Source organism: Tsukamurella ocularis, assembly GCF_024807615.1.
GTDB lineage: Bacteria > Actinomycetota > Actinomycetes > Mycobacteriales > Mycobacteriaceae > Tsukamurella > Tsukamurella ocularis.
The window spans coordinates 943,334-961,287 of the sequence record NZ_JANUCJ010000002.1; the positions used below are offsets into that span (position 1 = coordinate 943,334).

Genomic DNA, 17,954 nt, shown 5'->3' on the forward strand with positions numbered 1-17,954 from the left:
GCGCGGGCACGCGGGGGCGGCGGGTGGCATTGTGGGACGGGTCGAGCCGGTGCGTCCGGTTCCGTCGTCCACCGAGCCCCGAAGGAGCGTCCCTCTTGTCCGCGCCCAATCTCACCCGGGTCCAGGCCGCCGAGCGCGCCGCGACCGTCGCCGTGTCGCGCTATGCGATCGACCTCGACCTCACCGACGGCGCGGATTCGCCCGGCGAGAAGACCTTCGGGTCGACTACGACGATCACGTTCACGGCGACGCCGGGCGCGGAGACGTTCATCGACCTCATCGCCGGCGGCATCACGGCCACGCTCAACGGGCGGGCCGTCGACACCTCCGGCTACACCGAGGAGGGCGGGCTCGCGCTGCACGGCCTCGCGGCCGAGAACGAGCTGGTGATTTCCGGCCGGTTCTCCTACTCCAACACCGGCGAGGGCCTGCACCGCTTCGTCGACCCCACGGACGGCGCCGTCTACCTGTACTCGCAGTTCGAGACGGCCGACGCCAAGCGCATGTTCGCGTGCTTCGACCAGCCCGACCTCAAGGCCGTCTTCGACGTTGCGGTCACGGCACCGTCGGCCTGGACCGTGGTGACGGGCGGCGCGGAGGCGACCCGGGAGCCGCTGCCGACCGGCGCGCACCGCTGGACCTTCGTCACGACCGAGCCGATGTCGACCTACCTGGTGGCGCTCATCGCCGGCCCGTACGCGGTGTGGAGCGACGCGTACACCGACGAGCACGGCACCATCGACCTGCGCCTGTTCTGCCGCGCCACCCTCGCCGAGTACATGGACGCCGACCGGCTGTTCACGGAGACCAAGCAGGGATTCGGTTTCTACCACAAGAACTTCGGCATCCCGTACGCCTTCGGCAAGTACGACCAGTTGTTCGTGCCGGAGTTCAATGCGGGCGCGATGGAGAACGCCGGCGCGGTGACCTTCCTGGAGGACTACGTCTTCCGTTCGAAGGTCACCCGGTACCTGTACGAGCGGCGCTGCGAGACGGTGCTGCACGAGATGGCGCACATGTGGTTCGGCGACCTGGTGACGATGCGTTGGTGGGACGACCTGTGGCTCAACGAGTCCTTCGCGACCTTCGCCTCGGTGCTGAGTCAGGCGGAGGCCACCGAGTACACCTCGGCGTGGACCACGTTCGCGAACGTCGAGAAGTCCTGGGCGTACCGGCAGGACCAACTACCGTCGACGCACCCGGTCGCGGCCGACATCCCCGACCTGCAAGCCGTCGAGGTCAACTTTGACGGCATCACCTACGCCAAGGGCGCGTCGGTGCTCAAGCAGTTGGTCGCGTATGTCGGGCTCGAGCCCTTCCTGGCCGGCCTGCGCGCGTACTTCGCGGAGCACAAGTTCGGCAACGCCACCTTCGACGACCTTCTGCGCGCGCTGGAGGCCTCGTCGGGCCGCGACCTCTCGGACTGGGGGGCGCAGTGGCTCAAGACCACGGGCATCAACATCCTGCGCCCCGATTTCGAGGTGGACGGCAACGGGAACTTCACCCAGTTCGCCATCGTCCAGGAGGGCGCGGAGCCCGGCGCGGGCGAGCTGCGCACGCACCGCCTGGCCGTCGGCGTCTACGCCGACGAGGACGGGAAGCTGGTGCGCACACAACGCGTCGAGCTCGACGTCGCCGGCGAGCGCACCGACGTGCCCGAGCTCGTCGGCGTGCACCGAGGCGAACTCGTGCTCGTCAACGACGACGACCTCACCTACTGCTCGGTGCGGCTGGACCCGGTCTCGCTGGCGACCGTGACGAGCCGCATCGCGGACATCGCCGACTCGCTCCCCCGCACCCTCGGCTGGTCCGCGGCGTGGGAGATGACGCGGCAGGCCGAGATGAAGGCCCGCGACTTCGTCGAGCTGGTGCTCGGAGGCATCGGCGCCGAGACCGAGGTGGGTGTGGTGCAGCGCGTCGTACTGCAGGCGCAGACGGCCCTCGAGTCCTACGCCGATCCCACCTGGGCTGCGGCGGAGGGCCGGGAGCGGCTCGCCTCCGGCCTGCTGGGCCTCGCCCGCGGCGCCGAGGCCGGATCGGACTTCCAGCTGGCCTTCGTCAACGCGCTGACCGCTTCTGCGCTGGGACGTTCCGAGGTCGAGGTGCTGCAGGCGCTGTACGACGGTGCCGAGCCCGCGTCGGTGGGCCTCGACGGACTCACCGTCGACACCGACCTGCGGTGGCGCCTCCTGACGGCCCTGGCGCGCGCCGGTGCCGCGGGCACCGACGAGATCGACGCCGAGGTGCTGCGCGACCCGACCGCTGCGGGCGAGCGGTCCGCCGCGGCCGCGCTGGCCGCCCGCCCGGACATCCGGGTCAAGGAGGAGGCCTGGGAGAAGGTGTTCGGCGACGACTCGCTGTCGAACACGCTGACCCGCGCGATCTCTGCGGGCATCGTCGCACCGGGCCAGGATGAGCTGCTGGCGCCGTTCACGGCGCGCTACTTCGCGTCGATCGACGAGGTGTGGACGCGCCGGTCGTCCGAGGTCGCGCAGACGGTCGTCGTGGGCCTGTACCCGTCGTGGGACATCTCCGATCAGGCCGTGGCCGCGGCGGACGCCTGGCTCGCGGGCGACAAGCCCCCGGCCCTGCGCCGCCTGGTCCTCGAGGGCCGCGCGGGCATCGTCCGCTCGCTGGCGGCACGCGCCTTCGATCGCGCCTGACGGACCGACGACAGCGGCCCCGGGATCCTTCGATACCGGGGCCGCTGTGTGGAGTGAATCAGCTGATGAACGGGTGGCCGCTCACGGTCTTGCCCGGGTCGTTCTGGATGACGTCCCAGTGCTCGACGATCTTGCCGTTCGCGACGCGGAAGATATCGGCGACCGCCTGGGCCTTGCCGTCGTAGACCGACTTCGCGTAGACCACGACGATGTCGCCGTCCGCGACGACGCGCACGATCGAGGTGCTGTACTTCGGGTCCTTCACGACGGGCCCGAGGACCTTCACGAAGGCGTCCCGCCCGTCGGCGACCTCGGGGTTGTGCTGGATGTAGTGGTCGCCGATGTAGCGCTGCGCCGCGCCGGCGATGTCGCGCTGCACGAAGCCCTCGGTGTAGAAGGCCGTCACGACCTCTCGCGGGGTCGACGGTGCCGCGCTCGCCTGCGCGGCGACGCCGAGCACCAGGGCTCCGACGGTGAGCACCGCGGCGACGGCGTTGCGGATCGTCCGGTTGAGGTTCATACCGTGTCCAATCATTGAAACTTCAATACTTTGATTCGATCAGAACACGATCGGGCGCCGAGCACAACGTGATGACCGTCGCCGTATGGTGCACGGATGGACGCACACCACACTCCGGAGACCGCGGAGGCGCTGATGCGATCCCGGTTCGCCGCGTTCCGCGATGGCGACGCCGCCTGGCTGCTCGCGTCCTGGCATCCGAGCACCCGTCCCGCCGAGCTCCAGCTGGACGGGGACATGCGATGGCGCGGCCTGCAGATCGTGGACACCGTCGCCGGCGCCGCGACCGATGACACGGGCGTCGTCGAGTTCCGGGCGACGTACGTCGAGGACGGCGCGCACGGAGTCCTTCACGAGCGCTCCCGCTTCGTCCGCGAGGACGGGCAGTGGTTCTACGTCGACGGCGACTTCCCCGCGTAGGCCCCGGCGCCACCACGAGAAACGCGACGAGCCCACCGGAACACATCCGGCGGGCTCGTCGCGTCGAGTCGCGGGTTACGCCGTGGGCGGCTTCACGGCCGAGGCCATGACGCGCAGGGCGGCGATGACGCCGTCGATGAGATCGCCGGCCTGGAAGGGCGGGATCGCAGCGGTGACGCCGAGCTGGGCGACCTTGTCGCCCAGCCGGTGGGCGACGCCGCTGCCGGTGAGCACGACGATGTCGCGCGTGTTCGGCGAGACGGCGATGAGCGCGGCGTACTCGGGCTCGGGGGCCTGGCGGAGCACGGCCTCGGCGCCTGCGTGCGGGTCGTCGCCGAGGTCGCCGATGTACACCGAGAACCGGGCGTTCGCGTCGCGGGTCGCGCGGATCAGCGCCTCATCGAGGCCGATGAGCTCCTCGCGCGAGAAGGGCGGGTTGGCTGGGTTGTCGCTCGCCTGGCGCGCCGCCGAGATGCGGCCGCTCGATGTGATGGCCGTACCGATGGGCAGCTCGCCCTGCGGAACGGCGACGGTCTGCGTCTGGTCACCACTTGCCACGAGCGGCACCCCCGATCAGGTTCTCGTTGTCATGGTCACCGTGGTGCGCGCCATGCGGGCCCACGGGCGCCTCGTCGACCGCACTGAACAGCATGGGCTCGCGGGTCCACGGCTCACCGAGCTTGTACTCGCCCGGCTGCTGGTACTTCTCGTTGCGGCCGGTGGCCATCGAGATGACACACAGGACGACGATCACGATCGTCGCGACGACGGTGATCCCGCCGACGATGTTGAGCAAGCTCACTGTGGGCCCCTTTCCTATCTCTGTCGGACGCCCGACGACGCTGGTCGGTCTGTGGAACAACTTAGCCTATGCCGCATCGAGGTCGAGATACCGACTCCACATCGGGTCGACCTCCTTGAGCGTCGACAGGAGACGCCAGTGCCGCCCCTGCGGCGCCCGCAGCTCGGTGCGCAGCTTCCAGCCGATTTCGGACAGCAGCCGGTCGGCCTTGCGGTGGTTGCAGGACGCGCAGCAGGCGACGCAGTTCTCCCACCCGTGACCGCCGCCGCGCGAGCGCGGCAGCACGTGGTCGATGGTGTCGGCCTTGCCTCCGCAGTAGCCGCAGCGGAACCGGTCGCGGTGCATCAGCGCAGCCCGCGTCATGGGCACCTGGGCCCGGTACGGCACGCGGACGTACGTCCGCAACCGGATGACCGACGGCACAGACAGCGAACGGTCCGCTGAATGAACCAGCGGACCGTTCGGATCGTCGTGGACCACGTCGGCCCTATCCCTGAGCATGAGGACTATCGCCCTCCGCATCGAGATCGCGGTCAGTGGCTCGTAGGTGGCGTTGAGCAGCAACACCCTGCGCTTGCCCCACACGGCACCAGCGGAACGGGAGTCGTCGGCGAGCGCCGTGGTCGCGGGGCCACCCGCGGCGTGCGTTCGCTTCATCGACACTCCTCACCGTCGCGCGGGCCCCGCCGGGTCGGCCGACGCCCTTCGCCTCTAGTAGTGCACCACGGCCGACGGCGATCCGCACGGTGATTTCCGCGCATTTCCCGAGGCGAGTCGGCGGATACCGGGTGAACGTGAGGTGACCTACCCGGCGACGACCCGGTTCCGGCCGTCCGCCTTCGCCCGGTACAGCCGACGGTCCGCCTCGTGCAGCAGCAGGCCCGGGGCCGTGGTCGCCGCGTTCGCGGAGACCGCACCGATGCTGACCGAGACCGGCAGCCCATTGGGCGCCAGACCCAGCGCGAGGATGTCGCGCCGGACCGACTCGAGCACCTCCCGCAGATCGACCGCACCCACCAGCAACAGCGCCAACTCGTCGCCCCCGTAGCGCGCCGCGACCTCGCCGCGGCGCGATGGAATTCGTGCGATCACCGCCGCCAGCTCCCGCAGCACGTGATCCCCGACCACGTGCCCGTGCGTGTCGTTGTAGCTCTTGAACCCGTCGACGTCGATGAGGGCGAGGTGCACGAGGTCCCCACTCTCCGCCGCGTCGCGCAGCGCGGCGTCGAGCGCGCGGCCGAAGCCGCGCCGGTTCGCGATCCCGGTGAGCTCGTCGATCTCGGCGAGCCGACTGAGCTCCTGAGCCGCGTCCTGGAGCGCGCGCCGCTCAGCGATCTCGGCCGTGACGTCGCTCAGACTGCCGATGATCCGCACGATGGCACCGGTCTCGGACCGCTCGATGACGCGTCCCCGTCCGCGCACCCACAGGTACTCACCGCACTTGGTCATGATCCTGTGCTCACAGTGGTACTCGGCCGTCTCGCCGCGCATGTGCCGGTTCATGGCACGCAGGGCGGTCTCCAGGTCGTCGGGATGCACCCGCCGCTCCCACTCGTTCGTGGTGTCGCCGATCTCGTCGTCCGCGTAGCCGAGCATGCGCTTCCACCGGGGCGAGTAGTACACCTCCCGCGCAGCGAGGTCCCAGTCCCAGATGCCCTCGCCCGCTGTATCGACCGCGAACTGCCAACGCGCCTCGGCGCGCAGGAGGCGGGCCTCCATCTGCCGGGTCGCCGTCACGTCGCGCGAGATCCCGACGAGCCCGATCACCCGGCCGGACTCGTCGCGGTACGGCGCCTTGAGCGAACGGACGGTGCGCCACCGGCCGTCGATCAGGGCCGATTCGTCGACCTCCTGCGCAACGCCGGTCTCCATCACCTCCTGGTCGGTGCCCATGATCCGCGCAGCGACCCGGGCGTCGAGGAAGTCGTCGTCCGTGCCACCGAGCACCTCGCCGATGGGCAACTCAGTAGCCTGCAGCACGCGCACCGCGGCACGGTTGAGGAACATGAACCGCCCCTGGCGATCCTTGACGTAGACGGAGTCGGGAGCTGCGTCCGCGATGGCTTGGAAGGTGCGGAAGGTGGCGAAGTCGGCACCCGAGGCGGGGTCGGGGGTGGCCGCCGCCGTTGCAGCAGCCTGCAGCGCGCGGAGCCGGGCGACCTCCTCCGCAGTGCTGCGGGTGTCGGTGATGTCGCGGGAGACGCCGATCAACCCGACGATCTCGCCGTCCGCGTCGCGGTAGGGGGTTTTCATCGACAGAAAGGTGCGCGACAGTCCGTCGACGGTCGTCGACTCCTCGAGCTCTTGCCCGACCCCGGTGTGCATGATCTCCCGGTCCGTCTCCCGCAGCTGCGCCGCCGCGGCCGGGTCGAACATCTGCCTGTCGTCGTTACCGACGAAGTCGGTGACCCGGACCCCGTAGAGCCGGGCGACGGCGTCGTTGACGAACAGGTACCGGCCGGCGTGGTCCTTGACGTAGATGAGGTCCGTCGCCGCCTCGGCGATCGCCCGGAACATCGGCAGAGACCGGCGGGCTTCCTCTAACTCGGCGGTCAGCACCGCGATGCGATCACGCAGGCGTCGAACCTCGGCACCGTCGTCGGCCTGGCTCGATTCCCCGCTCACCGCCCCGACAGTAATCCGAGTCCGGCGCGACGACGAACCTCGAACGGCCGTCGTCACGGCCCGTGCGAGACTGGAGGGCGTGAGCACGCCGGACCAGCAGAGCTTCTACGACGCCGTCGGCGGCGCGGACACCTTCGCGGAATTGATCCACCGCTTCTACCAGGAGGTGGCGCGCGACGAGTTGCTCCGCCCCCTGTATCCGGAAGAGGATCTCGGCCCAGCGGAGGTCCGGTTGCGGATGTTCTTCGAGCAGTACTGGGGCGGGCCGCGCACCTACTCCGAGCAGCGCGGGCACCCTCGACTTCGCATGCGGCACGTGCCCTTCCGTATCACCGAGATCGAGCGCGACGCCTGGCTACGGTGCATGGACGTGGCGATCGCCTCGATCGACGACGCGCGGATGATCCCGGATCGCAAGCAGCAGCTCAGGAACTACTGTGAAATGGCCGCACAGATGCTCGTGAACACCCCCATGGGCGCTTGAACAGGAGTGAGATGACGCCACCCGTCCGCACACCCCACTACATCGAGGCCCCGTGGTGGAAGGACGCGATCTTCTACCAGGTGTACCCCCGGTCCTTCTCGGACGGGAACGGCGACGGCGTCGGTGATCTGCGCGGCGTGATCGACCGGCTGGGCTACCTGGAGCTGCTCGGCGTCGACGCGCTGTGGCTCTCGCCCGTGATGCGGTCCCCGATGGCCGATCACGGCTATGACGTCTCGGACCCCCGCGACATCGACCCGCTGTTCGGCACCCTGCAGGACATGGACGAGCTGATCGCGGCGGCGCACGCCCACCGGATCCGCGTGACCATGGACCTGGTGCCGAACCACACGTCCGACCAGCATCCGTGGTTCCAGGCGGCGTTGGCCGCGGGGCTCGGCAGCCCGGAGCGCGACCGGTACGTCTTCCGAGAGGGGCGCGGGCCGAACGGTGACGAGCCCCCCAACAACTGGCCCAGTATCTTCGGCGGCCCTGCGTGGCATCGCGTCACGGAGGCGGACGGCACGCCAGGCCAGTGGTACCTGCACATCTTTGCGCCCGAGCAGCCCGACCTGAACTGGCAGAACGAGGAGGTCTTCCAGGACCTGGCGCAGACCCTGCGGTTCTGGCTGAACCGCGGAGTCGACGGCTTCCGGATCGACGTGGCGCACGGCATGTCGAAGCCGGCGGGCCTGCCGGACATGGATCTGGTCAACAACCAGATCATGGACAACGACGAGAACGACCTGCGGTTCAACGATCCCGGCGTGCACGCGATCCATCGGCGCATCCGCCGGGTGATGGACGAGTTCCCCGGCCGAGTGACCGTCGGCGAGATCTGGGTCAAGGACAACGACCGGTTCGCCGAGTACATCCGGCCCGACGAGTTGCATCTGGGATTCAACTTCCGGCTCGCGGAGGCGGAGTGGGACGCGCGCGAGATCCGCGAGGCGATCGACAACTCGCTGATCGCGGTCGAGTCGGTGAACGGCATCCCGACGTGGACGCTCTCGAACCACGATGTGCCGCGCGAGGTGACGCGGTTCGGCGGCGGCGAGCTGGGCACGGCTCGCGCGCGGGCGATGATCTTGGTGGAGCTGGCGCTCCCGGGAACGGCGTTCCTCTACAACGGCTCCGAGCTGGGCTTACCGAACGTCGATCTGCCCGACGAGGCGCTCCAGGACCCGACCTGGGAGCGGTCTGGTCACACCGAGCGCGGCCGCGACGGCTGCCGGGTGCCGCTGCCCTGGCAGGGGACGCTGCCGCCGTATGGCTTCTCGACGAGCCCCGACACCTGGCTCCCGATGCCGGCCGATTGGAAGGACCTCACGGCCGAGGCCGAGCTTGAGGACCTCGATTCGACGCTGACTCTCTACCGAACCGCCATCGAGCTGCGCCGGATGCGGCCGGAGTTCCGCGGCGACGCGATCGAGTGGTTCGGCGCGCCGCGCCCCGGCGCGCTGGCCTTCCGGCGCATCGACGGCCGTCTGACCTGTGTGCTCAACGCGTCGGACGGCCTCGTCGAGCTTCCGGGTGGCGAGGTCATCCTCTCCAGCGCGCCGCTGGTCGACGGTCTGCTGCCGCCGAACGCGGCCTGCTGGCTGGCGTGACCGCGCCGGCGCCTCAGGCGCCGATGCGCTCCCGCGAGGTCCGGCCCCGTCGGGCCAGTGGCTGCGCGCCGACGGCCGCGGCGAGCCCGACGGGGGCCGACAGGTCCGCGTAGATCGACTCGTGGGCGCCGGCCGGGACCCGGTAGGTCTCGTGCCAGATGCCGACCGTCGAACGGCCCTCGGCGTGGGCCATCGTGTAGAACTGCAGCCACGCCGGCCGGTGCGCGAAGTCGGTGGAGTGCGAGTACGTCTCGAGTTCCTCGAAGCTGCGCCAGTACTGCACGAGGAGCGGGCCGCCCGGCGCGATCGCTTTGAATCCGCCCAGGTAGCCCAGCGCGCCGCCGCGCTTGCGGTCGCGCTCGATCTCGGCCTGCATCTTGCGCAGGGAGCGCCCGACGAAGGCCGCCTGTCCCAGGCGCCAGGTGCGCCGTGGGCGCATTCCGAGCAGGAACACCACCAGGTCACCGTCGTGGGTATCGGTCTGCAGATCGTGGTTCATCAGTCTCTCCCTGCCGGAGCGAGATTGGATAGTGCCACTACCCATATTGGAGAGTGAAGCTATCCCGTGTCAAGATCAAGGGATGAAATTGTCGGAACTCTCGACGGAGACCGGCGTGAGCACCGCCTCGCTCAAGTACTACCTCCGGGAGTCGTTGCTCGCGCCCGGCGAGCCGGTGACCAAGACGCAGTCCGAGTACGGCCCGGCACACGTCGAGCGGGTGCGGCTGATCCGCGCGCTGGTCGACTCGGGCGGTCTCTCCCTTGCCCAGGTCCGGCGCGTGATCGACGCGCTGGACAGCCCGACGGTGCCGCGGCACGAGTTGCTCGGGGTCGCGCAGGAGGCGCTCATGGATGCCGCGCAGTTCGACGAGGACGCCGAGTGGACCGCCCTGGCGACCGAGTTCGTGGAGCAGCGCGGCTGGCGGATCCAGGACGGCGACGTGCTGCTGCCCCAGCTCGGCGCGCAGCTCAAGGCGCTCGCCGAGACGTGCGAGGTGGGCGGCAGAGAGACCCTGGAACGCTGGGCCGACGCCGCGGAGACGGTGGCCGCGTCCGACCTCGACACCCTCACCGGGGACGACGCCCAGGCGCTGCGGACCGCCATCGTCGGCACCGTGCTCTCCGACAAAGTCCTGCAGACGCTGCGCCGGCTCGCGCAGCAGAACCGGACCGCGCAGCTCTACGAAGCCTCCACGCGCGCGGACGGTGGCTCAGACCAGTAGGCCCGGCCCCGCCTCGCGCCGCTGGTACAGCGAGCCGAACCGGGCGTCCACCCGGACCCAGGTCGCCGACGCCGAGATACGGACCGGCTCGTCGGCACCGTCGGCGGCGAATCCCATAGCCTCCAAGGCGAACGCGGTGCGCAGGCTGATGGGCACGGTGGTCCCGTCGGTGCTCACGCTGACCACTTCGGAGTCGAGCAGGGACGCGGGCGGCCCCGCCGGACCACCGGTCTCGCGGCCCACCTCGACGCCGCGCGCAGCGACCGCGCGCAACGCCTGCGCCGGAACATCGTCGACCGGCCGGAAACCCGTTGGGGGCGGGAGGGCCCCGCGCCACGCGGAGTCCAGGGCGAAGCCCACGTCCACGTAGCCGCCCTCGTCCGACGGTGCCGCGCGGAGCGAGTCGAGTACGGTCGCAGCGCTGCACACCAGCGACTCCGGCGCGACGGTCCCCGTCAGCACCCGCACCGCGAGAACCCCGAATCCCGTCCTCCCCCAGACCTCCACGTGCTGCTCGTCGCGGCGCCGCACGCGGATCACAGCCGAGTCGTCGGTGCGCAGCAGGCGGGTGACGAAGGCCGCGAGGTTCGAGCGCGGACCTGCGCCCGACACGGTCAGGCGTCGATCGCTCACCGGGAGAACGACTTCAGGTAGTCGCGCTGCTCCCCCGACAGCCGCCGTACGCGCTGCTCCGCCACGTCGAAGGCGGCGAGCCGTACCTGCGCGACCACTGCCGGCGCGGTGTCGAGCGCGCCGCCGGCGGGCCGGACTTCGTGGTGTACCACGAAGTCCGCCGCCCGCACTGCAGAGGTCCACAGCATGATCTGCAGCGGCGAGTCCTGATGCCGCAGCTGCCCGCGGTACTCGACCTCGAGCTTCGCCAGCAGCAGCCCGTCGAGCAGGTCGCGCGTGGGCGCGTCCGGCGCGAAGAGGAGCGGGATCCGCGCCTCCTCCAGCAGCGTCACCATGCGCGCGTTGTTGATGTGCTGGTAGACGTCCATATCGGACCAGCGCACGTCCACGGGCACCGTCAAGCTCGCGGCCCCGTCGTCGGCGACGGTGCGCACCCCGGTGACGCCCGCCGCGGTGAAGCTGTAGTCGGTCACGACTCCACGCTAGCGGACCGCCATGGGGCTACCCCACGTGCCGCAGCAGAGACCGCAGCGCCCGGGTCGCCACCGAGAGCCGCGACTCGTCGTTGGCGATGGGGCTGTTCCCGTCGGCGGGATCGAGGATCTCGCCGAGCAGCGCGCCGACACGCTCGAGCCGTCGCGCGTTGTGCGACGCCCAGTCGCCGATCTTCTGGATCGCCGGCTCGGTGGGATCCGTGAAGTTGAGTACCTCGATCGTCAGCCCCCGCAGCGCGCCGTACAGGTCGTCGCGCAGCGCGAGCCGCGCCATCTCGCTCCACCGGTCGCCGCGGGGCAACTCGGCGACGGCGGCCAGCATCTCGTCCACCCGCAGGCGCTGCATGAGGGCGAAGTACAGCTGTCCCACCTCGTCGTCCTCGCGCTCGGCGATGTCCGCGATGTCCACCACGTCCAGCAGGCTGAACCGGTACAGCGCACGGCCCACGGTGTACGCCAGCTCCTCCGGCACACCCGCGGCGATCGCGCGGTCCGACGAGGCGCACGCGTGCCGGTCGTAGCGGAGCTCCCAGGAGCCCATGGCGGCCGACAGCGCGGCGATCCGGTCGGCGTAGCGGTTGACCTCGGCGCCGATAGCGATCGGCTGCGGCCGGTTGGTGAGCATCCACCGGGCCCCGCGGTCGAGCACGCGGCGGCTCTCCGCGAGCAGCGCCGCGGTCTCGCTCGCCGAGACCGGCACCTCCTTGAGCTCAGCCCACGTGCGCTGCAGGCCGAAGACGCGGCTCACCGCGACGAAGGCACGCACCGCGTCGGGGGCGCCGGCGCCGGTCTCCTCCGCGAGGCGGTAGACGAAGCTGACGCCCGCGTTGTCGACCATCTCGTTGACCGTCTGGGTCGCTACGATCTCGCGGCGCAGCGGATGGGCGAAGACCGCCTCGCCCGCGCGCTCGCGGAGCCGGTCCGGGAAGTACTCGGGCAGCTTCGCGACGAGCACGTCGTTGTCGGGCAGGTCCCCGGACAGCACATCGTCCTTCACCGCGAGCTTGACGTGGGCCATGAGGTTGGACAGCTCCGGCGAACTCAGTCCCAGGCCCGCGGCCTGCAGCTTGTCGGTCTCCTTGCGGGTCGGCAACGCCTCCAGCCGCAGGTCGACGCCGCGGTTGCGGGACAGGTCCGCGAGGATCCGAGCGTGCACGTCGACCATCTTGGGAGCGAGGGAGCGCTCGACCGACAGCGCCGTGTTCTGCGAGACGTTGTCGGCGAGCACCAGGCGCGAGACGTCGTCCGTCATCGAGACCAGCAGATCGTGCCGCTCGCCCGCGGGGATCGCGCCCGCGGCGATCTGCCGGTCGAGCAGGATCTTAATGTTGACCTCGTGGTCGGAGCAGTCCACGCCCGCGGAGTTATCCATGGCGTCCGTGTTGATCCGGCCGCCGGCGCGGTCGAACTCGATGCGGCCGAGCGGGGTCACGCCCAGATTGCCGCCCTCGCCGACCACCGTGGCGCGCACCTCCTGCCCGTCGACGCGGATCGCGTCGTTGGCGCGGTCGCCCACGTCGAGGTTGGTCTCGGTGGACGCCTTGATGTAGGTGCCGATACCGCCGTTCCACAGCAGGTCGACCGGGGCCAGCAGCACCGCGCGCATGAGTTCCGGCGGGGTCATCTCGGTGACGTCGTCGGCGAGGCCGAGCGCCGCCCGCACCTGCGGGCTGATCGGCACCGACTTCTGGTCACGGCTGAAGACGCCGCCGCCCTCGCTGATCTTCGTGGTGTCGTAGTCCTTCCACGACGACCGCGGCAGCGCGAACAGGCGCTCCCGCTCGGCGAAACCGACGGCGGCGTCGGGGTTCGGGTCGAGGAAGATGTCGCGATGGTCGAACGCCGCGACCAGCCGGATGTGCTCGGAGAGGAGCATGCCGTTGCCGAAGACGTCGCCGCTCATGTCGCCCACGCCGACCGTCGTGAAGTCCTCGGACTGCGTGTCGACGCCCCTCTCGCGGAAGTGCATCTTGACCGACTCCCAGGCACCCCGGGCGGTGATGCCCATGCCCTTGTGGTCGTAGCCCTCGGAGCCGCCGGAGGCGAAGGCGTCGCCGAGCCAGAAGCCGTAGCCGGCCGCGACGTCGTTGGCGATGTCGGAGAAGGAGGCGGTGCCCTTGTCCGCGGCGACCACCAGGTAGGTGTCGTCCGGATCCCGGCGCACCACACGCTCGGGCGGGAGCACGTCCCCGTCCGGGCCGAGGTTGTCGGTCACGTCAAGCAGGCCGGAGATGAACATGCGGTAGCAGGCGACGCCCTCGGCGCGCTGCGCGTCCCGGTCGACGGCGGCATCCCCCGTGACCTCCGGCGGCTGCTTCACGACGAAGCCGCCCTTGGCGCCCACGGGCACGATGACCGCGTTCTTGACCGCCTGGGCCTTCACCAGGCCGAGGATCTCGGTGCGGAAGTCCTCCCGGCGGTCGGACCAGCGCAGCCCGCCGCGGGCGACCATCCCGAACCGCAGGTGCACGCCCTCGACGCGGGGCGAGTAGACGAAGATCTCGAACCGCGGGCGCGGCTTGGGCGCCTCGGGGATGAGGCCGGGCTCCAGCTTGATGGAGATCACGGGCTTATCGGCGTAGAAGTTGGTGCGCACGGCCGCCTGCACGACGTGCAGGTAGGCGCGGAGGATCCGGTCGGCGTCGAGGCTGGTCACGGCCGCGAAGGCGGCCTTGAGGTCGGCCTCGGCGGCCTCCGCCGCGTCGGTGTCCGCCGCGATCGGGTCGAAGGTCGCGGTCCACAGCCGGCCCAATGCGAGGACCGCGTCGCGATGCTCGAGCAGCACCTGCGCCATGTGGCCCGGGCTGTACGGGAAGCCGCACTGTCGCAGGTACTGGCCGACGGCGCGGAGCAGAGCGACGCTGCGCCAGTCCAGTCCGAACGCGAAGATCAGCTCGTTGAACTTGTCGACCTCGGCCTCGCCGCGCCAGACGGCGGCGGCGCCCTCGCTCGCCAGCCCGCGCAGGCGCGCCAGGTGCGCCGGGAGGTCCGCCTCGGCGACGCCCTCGGCCGCGGTCGCGCGTAGCACGGGCGATACCCGCAGCCCGAAGTCGTAGACCGAGCACAGCGCACCGTCGGGCCGGCGGACCGTGTAGGGCCGCTCGTCGAGCACGTCGACGCCCAGGGACTGCAGGACCGGCAGCACCTGCGAGAGCGTGACCTGCCCGCCGGTCATGTACATGGTGAAGCCGAGGTTGGCGCCCCGGCCCTCCGGCGGGTCGTAGAAGACGAGGTCGCTGCCCTGCGCGGGGAGCGCCGCGATGCGGTTGATGTCGAGCAGCGCGACCTCGGGGGTCTGGTCCTCCTTGTAGTTGGGCGAGATGCCCGGGAGGTACGCGGAGACGGTGGCGGCGTCCGCGCCGGCGGCTGCGGCGGCCGAGAGCACGTCTTCGTCCCACGTCCGGCTCACGTCGCCGAGCCGGGCGCGGATCCGCGCCTCGTCGGCGGCCTGGAAGACGGGGACGGTGTCCTCGCCGCGCGGCAGCAGCACGAACTGGATGCGCGCGATCGCCGACTCGGTGACGCGGGCGGTGAACCGGTCGACGTGCATGCCGGTCTCGTCCTCGAGGACGTCGATCAGGACGCCGCGCGCACGCGAGGTGTAGCGGTCACGGGGCAGGTAGACGAGGGCGCGCGCGAAGCGGGCCAGCTTGTCGGTGCGCAGGAAGAGCGCCAGGTCGTCGTCGCCGAGGTCGCGCAGGGCGCCGAAGACGCGGGCCAGCTCGTCCTCGTCGGCGACGACGAGTCGCAGGCGGGGGTAGGTCTGGATGTACTCCATGAGGCGCTGGTTGGCCGGGTCCGTCCGGTCTACGCCGATGCGGGCCAGCACGCGCTCGATCTTCGCGCCGACCATGGGGATGCCGAAGACGTTGTGGTGCAAGCCGAGCACCGTGAGCGCCATCGCGAAGAGCTCCACCGGGCCGCCGTCGGACGGCGCCGCGGCGAGCAGGAAGGGCGAGCCCGCCGCGTCGCCGAGCGGCTGCGCCAGCTCCACCACGGCGATAGAGCCGGGCTCGGGCGCAGGCATCGAGTCGATCACGGCTTGGAGCTTCGCATCTGGGTCGACGAGGACGCCGGTGCCGACACCCTCGGCCCGGGATCCGAGGATCCGGGCGTTGTCCTCAGAGAGCCAGGCCAGGAAGTCCGACGGTGACCTTCCGGGCGGCTGCGCGGCCACGACGGACGCGACGCGAGTGAAGACGGACGGATCGATCGCGGACTGCGCCACGGGCGTGCTCCTCCTGCGGGGTTCGCGACAGCGGCACGCCAAATGCGGGGTCAGCACGCGGCGCCGTTGCCATGGTGTGACGGAGCCTGTCGGCTCCGCGCACCACACTACGACCGGGAGGGGGGCTACGCGCCAGTAATGACGACGAAGCCCGCGACCAGTGCGGTCGCGGGCTTCGTCGCTGCGCTCGATCTCAGTCGCGCGTGAGCTTGCGGTGCGTCACCGCGTGCGGGCGCGCCGCCTCCGCGCCGAGGCGCTCAATCTTGTTCGCCTCGTACGCCTCGAAGTTGCCCTCGAACCAGAACCACTGCCCTTCGGAGACGTTGCCCTCCCAGGCCAGGATGTGCGTGCAGGTGCGGTCCAGGAACCAGCGGTCGTGGGAGATCACCACGGCGCAGCCGGGGAACTGTTCCAGCGCGTTCTCCAGGCTGGAGAGGGTCTCGACGTCCAGGTCGTTGGTCGGCTCGTCGAGGAGGATGAGGTTGCCGCCCTCCTTGAGGGTGAGCGCCAGGTTCAGGCGGTTGCGCTCACCGCCCGAGAGCACCTCCGAGGGCTTCTGCTGGTCCGGTCCCTTGAAGCCGAACGCGCTCACGTAGGCGCGAGCGGGCATCTCGTTCTGGCCGACGGTGATGTAGTCGAGCCCGTCCGAGACCACCTGGAAGACGGACTTCTTCGGGTCGATGTTGGCGCGGTTCTGGTCGACGTAGCTGAGCTTGACCGTCTCTCCCACCTTCACGTCGCCCGAGTCCGGGCTCTCCAGGCCGACGATGGTCTTGAACAGGGTCGTCTTGCCGACGCCGTTGGGGCCGATGACGCCGACGATGCCGTTGCGCGGCAGGGTGAACGACAGGTCCTTGATCAGGACGCGGCCGTCGAACCCCTTGTCGAGGTTCGAGACCTCCACGACCACGTTGCCCAGGCGCGGCGGCGTGGGGATCTGGATCTCCTCGAAGTCGAGCTTGCGGTGCTTCTCGGCTTCGGCCGCCATCTCGTCGTAGCGCTCGAGGCGCGCCTTGTTCTTGGTCTGGCGGGCCTTGGCGCCGGAGCGCACCCAGGCGAGTTCCTCTTTGAGCCGCTTCTGCAGCTTCTGGTCCTTCTTGCCCTGCACCTCGAGGCGCTCGGCCTTCTTCTCCAGGTAGGTGGAGTAGTTGCCCTCGTACGGGTGCAGCTTGCCGCGGTCGACCTCGCAGATCCACTGCGCGACGTGGTCCAGGAAGTACCGGTCGTGGGTCACGGCCAGGACGGCGCCCGGGTAACTCGCGAGGTGCTGCTCCAGCCAGAGCACCGACTCGGCGTCCAGGTGGTTGGTGGGCTCGTCGAGGAGCAGCAGGTCGGGCTTGCTGAGCAGCAGCTTGCACAGCGCGACGCGGCGCTTCTCGCCACCGGAGAGGTTCTCGACCGACGAGTCGGCCGGCGGACAGCGCAGGGCGTCCATGGCCTGCTCGATCTGCGAGTCCACCTCCCAAGCGTCGACGGCGTCCAACTGCTCCTGCAGCTGACCCATCTCCTCCATCAGCTCGTCGGTGTAGTCGGTGGCCATCAGCTCGGCCACCTCGTTGTAGCGGCGCAGGTTGACCATCGTCTGGCCGAGGCCGTCCTCGACGTTCTCCTTGACCGTCTTGGTCTCGTCGAGCTTCGGCTCCTGCATCAGGATGCCGACGGTGGCGTCCGGGTCCAGGAAGGCCTCGCCGTTCGACGGCTGGTCGAGGCCGGCCATGATCTTGAGGATCGACGACTTGCCCGCGCCGTTCGGTCCGACCACGCCGATCTTCGCGCCCGGGTAGAACGACATCGTCACGTCATCGAGAATGACCTTGTCGCCGTGCGCCTTACGCACCTTCTTCATGGTGTAGATGAACTCAGCCACAGTCCCTGCCTGCTCTCACGCGAAAACGACCCACCGGTGTGCCGGGGGCAAACGACTCCAGCCTACCGACCGGCACCCGCGGACGGGTACCAGACCGGGGCGAGCGCACGCGACCACGCAGTGCACGCGCGGTGGACCGGGTAGCGCACCGCCCGGGAATCGAGTACTCGGCCACTCGCGCGACGCGCTCCCCACCGGGATTGACTCATGCGGCGACGCGTCGAGCGCCACGGCGACTGGCCCCCGCCACCGGACGGCCTGCGCTCGCCGGCGGCCCCCCGCGTCGACTGGCCCGTAACAAGCGGGCCTTAAGGACCGAACGACACAGTAGGAGCACGGTCGCTGGGGAGCGCCCGTCGGACCGCAATCGTCCACAGGGGATAGG

Annotated in this window: 15 protein-coding genes; 5 read left to right on the plus strand and 10 right to left on the minus strand. The window is 70.2% G+C overall.

Annotated features, from left to right (window positions below):
- The first annotated feature begins 95 nt into the window (after positions 1 to 95).
- Positions 96 to 2,663: an aminopeptidase N gene (gene pepN, locus HNP44_RS10600; protein ID WP_259256881.1), complete on the plus strand. Its 2,568-nt coding sequence runs from the start codon at positions 96 to 98 to the stop codon at positions 2,661 to 2,663.
- A 58-nt stretch (positions 2,664 to 2,721) separates the two neighbouring features.
- Here the strand turns inward: pepN and HNP44_RS10605 are convergent, their stop codons facing one another.
- A complete protein-coding gene (locus HNP44_RS10605) occupies positions 2,722 to 3,183 on the minus strand; it encodes a nuclear transport factor 2 family protein (RefSeq protein ID WP_259139693.1) in 462 nt (153 codons plus the stop codon).
- A gap of 96 nt (positions 3,184 to 3,279) precedes the next feature.
- Between HNP44_RS10605 and HNP44_RS10610 the strand changes: the two genes are divergently transcribed.
- Positions 3,280 to 3,603 (plus strand): YchJ family protein, encoded by a 324-nt coding sequence (locus tag HNP44_RS10610; protein WP_259139692.1) that lies wholly within the window; start codon positions 3,280 to 3,282, stop codon positions 3,601 to 3,603.
- 75 nt (positions 3,604 to 3,678) lie between these two features.
- Here the strand turns inward: HNP44_RS10610 and HNP44_RS10615 are convergent, their stop codons facing one another.
- The 4 genes from HNP44_RS10615 to HNP44_RS10630 form a co-directional block, all read right to left on the minus strand.
- The gene (locus tag HNP44_RS10615) at positions 3,679 to 4,161 is read right to left on the minus strand and encodes a DUF5130 domain-containing protein (RefSeq protein ID WP_259139691.1); all 483 of its coding nucleotides are present in this window, start codon (positions 4,159 to 4,161) and stop codon (positions 3,679 to 3,681) included.
- The gene (gene ctaJ, locus HNP44_RS10620; RefSeq protein WP_068526454.1) at positions 4,148 to 4,405 is read right to left on the minus strand and encodes an aa3-type cytochrome oxidase subunit CtaJ; all 258 of its coding nucleotides are present in this window, start codon (positions 4,403 to 4,405) and stop codon (positions 4,148 to 4,150) included. The genes HNP44_RS10615 and ctaJ overlap by 14 nt, the downstream gene beginning before the upstream one ends.
- Before the next feature lie 66 nt (positions 4,406 to 4,471).
- Entirely contained in the window at positions 4,472 to 5,062 is a 591-nt protein-coding gene (locus tag HNP44_RS10625; protein WP_259139690.1) for an HNH endonuclease, read from the minus strand.
- Positions 5,063 to 5,209: 147 nt separating this feature from the next.
- A complete protein-coding gene (locus HNP44_RS10630) occupies positions 5,210 to 7,030 on the minus strand; it encodes a PAS domain-containing protein (protein WP_259139689.1) in 1,821 nt (606 codons plus the stop codon).
- A 79-nt stretch (positions 7,031 to 7,109) separates the two neighbouring features.
- On the opposite strand from HNP44_RS10630, the gene HNP44_RS10635 reads away from it, so the two are divergent.
- Positions 7,110 to 7,514: a globin gene (locus HNP44_RS10635; RefSeq protein WP_259139688.1), complete on the plus strand. Its 405-nt coding sequence runs from the start codon at positions 7,110 to 7,112 to the stop codon at positions 7,512 to 7,514.
- A gap of 11 nt (positions 7,515 to 7,525) precedes the next feature.
- Positions 7,526 to 9,124, plus strand: a complete 1,599-nt coding sequence (locus HNP44_RS10640; RefSeq protein WP_259139686.1) for a glycoside hydrolase family 13 protein — start codon at positions 7,526 to 7,528, stop codon at positions 9,122 to 9,124.
- Positions 9,125 to 9,137: 13 nt separating this feature from the next.
- On the opposite strand, the gene HNP44_RS10645 is transcribed toward HNP44_RS10640, so the two are convergent.
- Entirely contained in the window at positions 9,138 to 9,623 is a 486-nt protein-coding gene (locus HNP44_RS10645) for a DUF4188 domain-containing protein (protein ID WP_259139684.1), read from the minus strand.
- Positions 9,624 to 9,705: 82 nt separating this feature from the next.
- Here HNP44_RS10645 and HNP44_RS10650 point away from each other — a divergent pair, with 82 nt between their 5' ends.
- The gene (locus HNP44_RS10650; RefSeq protein WP_259139683.1) at positions 9,706 to 10,347 is read left to right on the plus strand and encodes a MerR family transcriptional regulator; all 642 of its coding nucleotides are present in this window, start codon (positions 9,706 to 9,708) and stop codon (positions 10,345 to 10,347) included.
- Here HNP44_RS10650 and HNP44_RS10655 read toward each other — a convergent pair.
- From HNP44_RS10655 to ettA, 4 genes are all read right to left on the minus strand, one after another.
- Entirely contained in the window at positions 10,336 to 10,980 is a 645-nt protein-coding gene (locus tag HNP44_RS10655) for a hypothetical protein (RefSeq protein ID WP_259139682.1), read from the minus strand. The two genes, HNP44_RS10650 and HNP44_RS10655, sit on opposite strands and share 12 nt — an antisense overlap.
- Positions 10,977 to 11,414 carry an acyl-CoA thioesterase gene (locus HNP44_RS10660; RefSeq protein ID WP_259140254.1) on the minus strand — a complete coding sequence of 146 codons (438 nt, stop codon included), beginning with the start codon at positions 11,412 to 11,414 and terminating at the stop codon, positions 10,977 to 10,979. The genes HNP44_RS10655 and HNP44_RS10660 overlap by 4 nt, the downstream gene beginning before the upstream one ends.
- Before the next feature lie 67 nt (positions 11,415 to 11,481).
- Positions 11,482 to 15,702: an NAD-glutamate dehydrogenase gene (locus HNP44_RS10665; RefSeq protein ID WP_259139681.1), complete on the minus strand. Its 4,221-nt coding sequence runs from the start codon at positions 15,700 to 15,702 to the stop codon at positions 11,482 to 11,484.
- A gap of 193 nt (positions 15,703 to 15,895) precedes the next feature.
- Positions 15,896 to 17,569 carry an energy-dependent translational throttle protein EttA gene (gene ettA / locus HNP44_RS10670; protein WP_259139680.1) on the minus strand — a complete coding sequence of 558 codons (1,674 nt, stop codon included), beginning with the start codon at positions 17,567 to 17,569 and terminating at the stop codon, positions 15,896 to 15,898.
- Positions 17,570 to 17,954 lie beyond the last annotated feature (385 nt).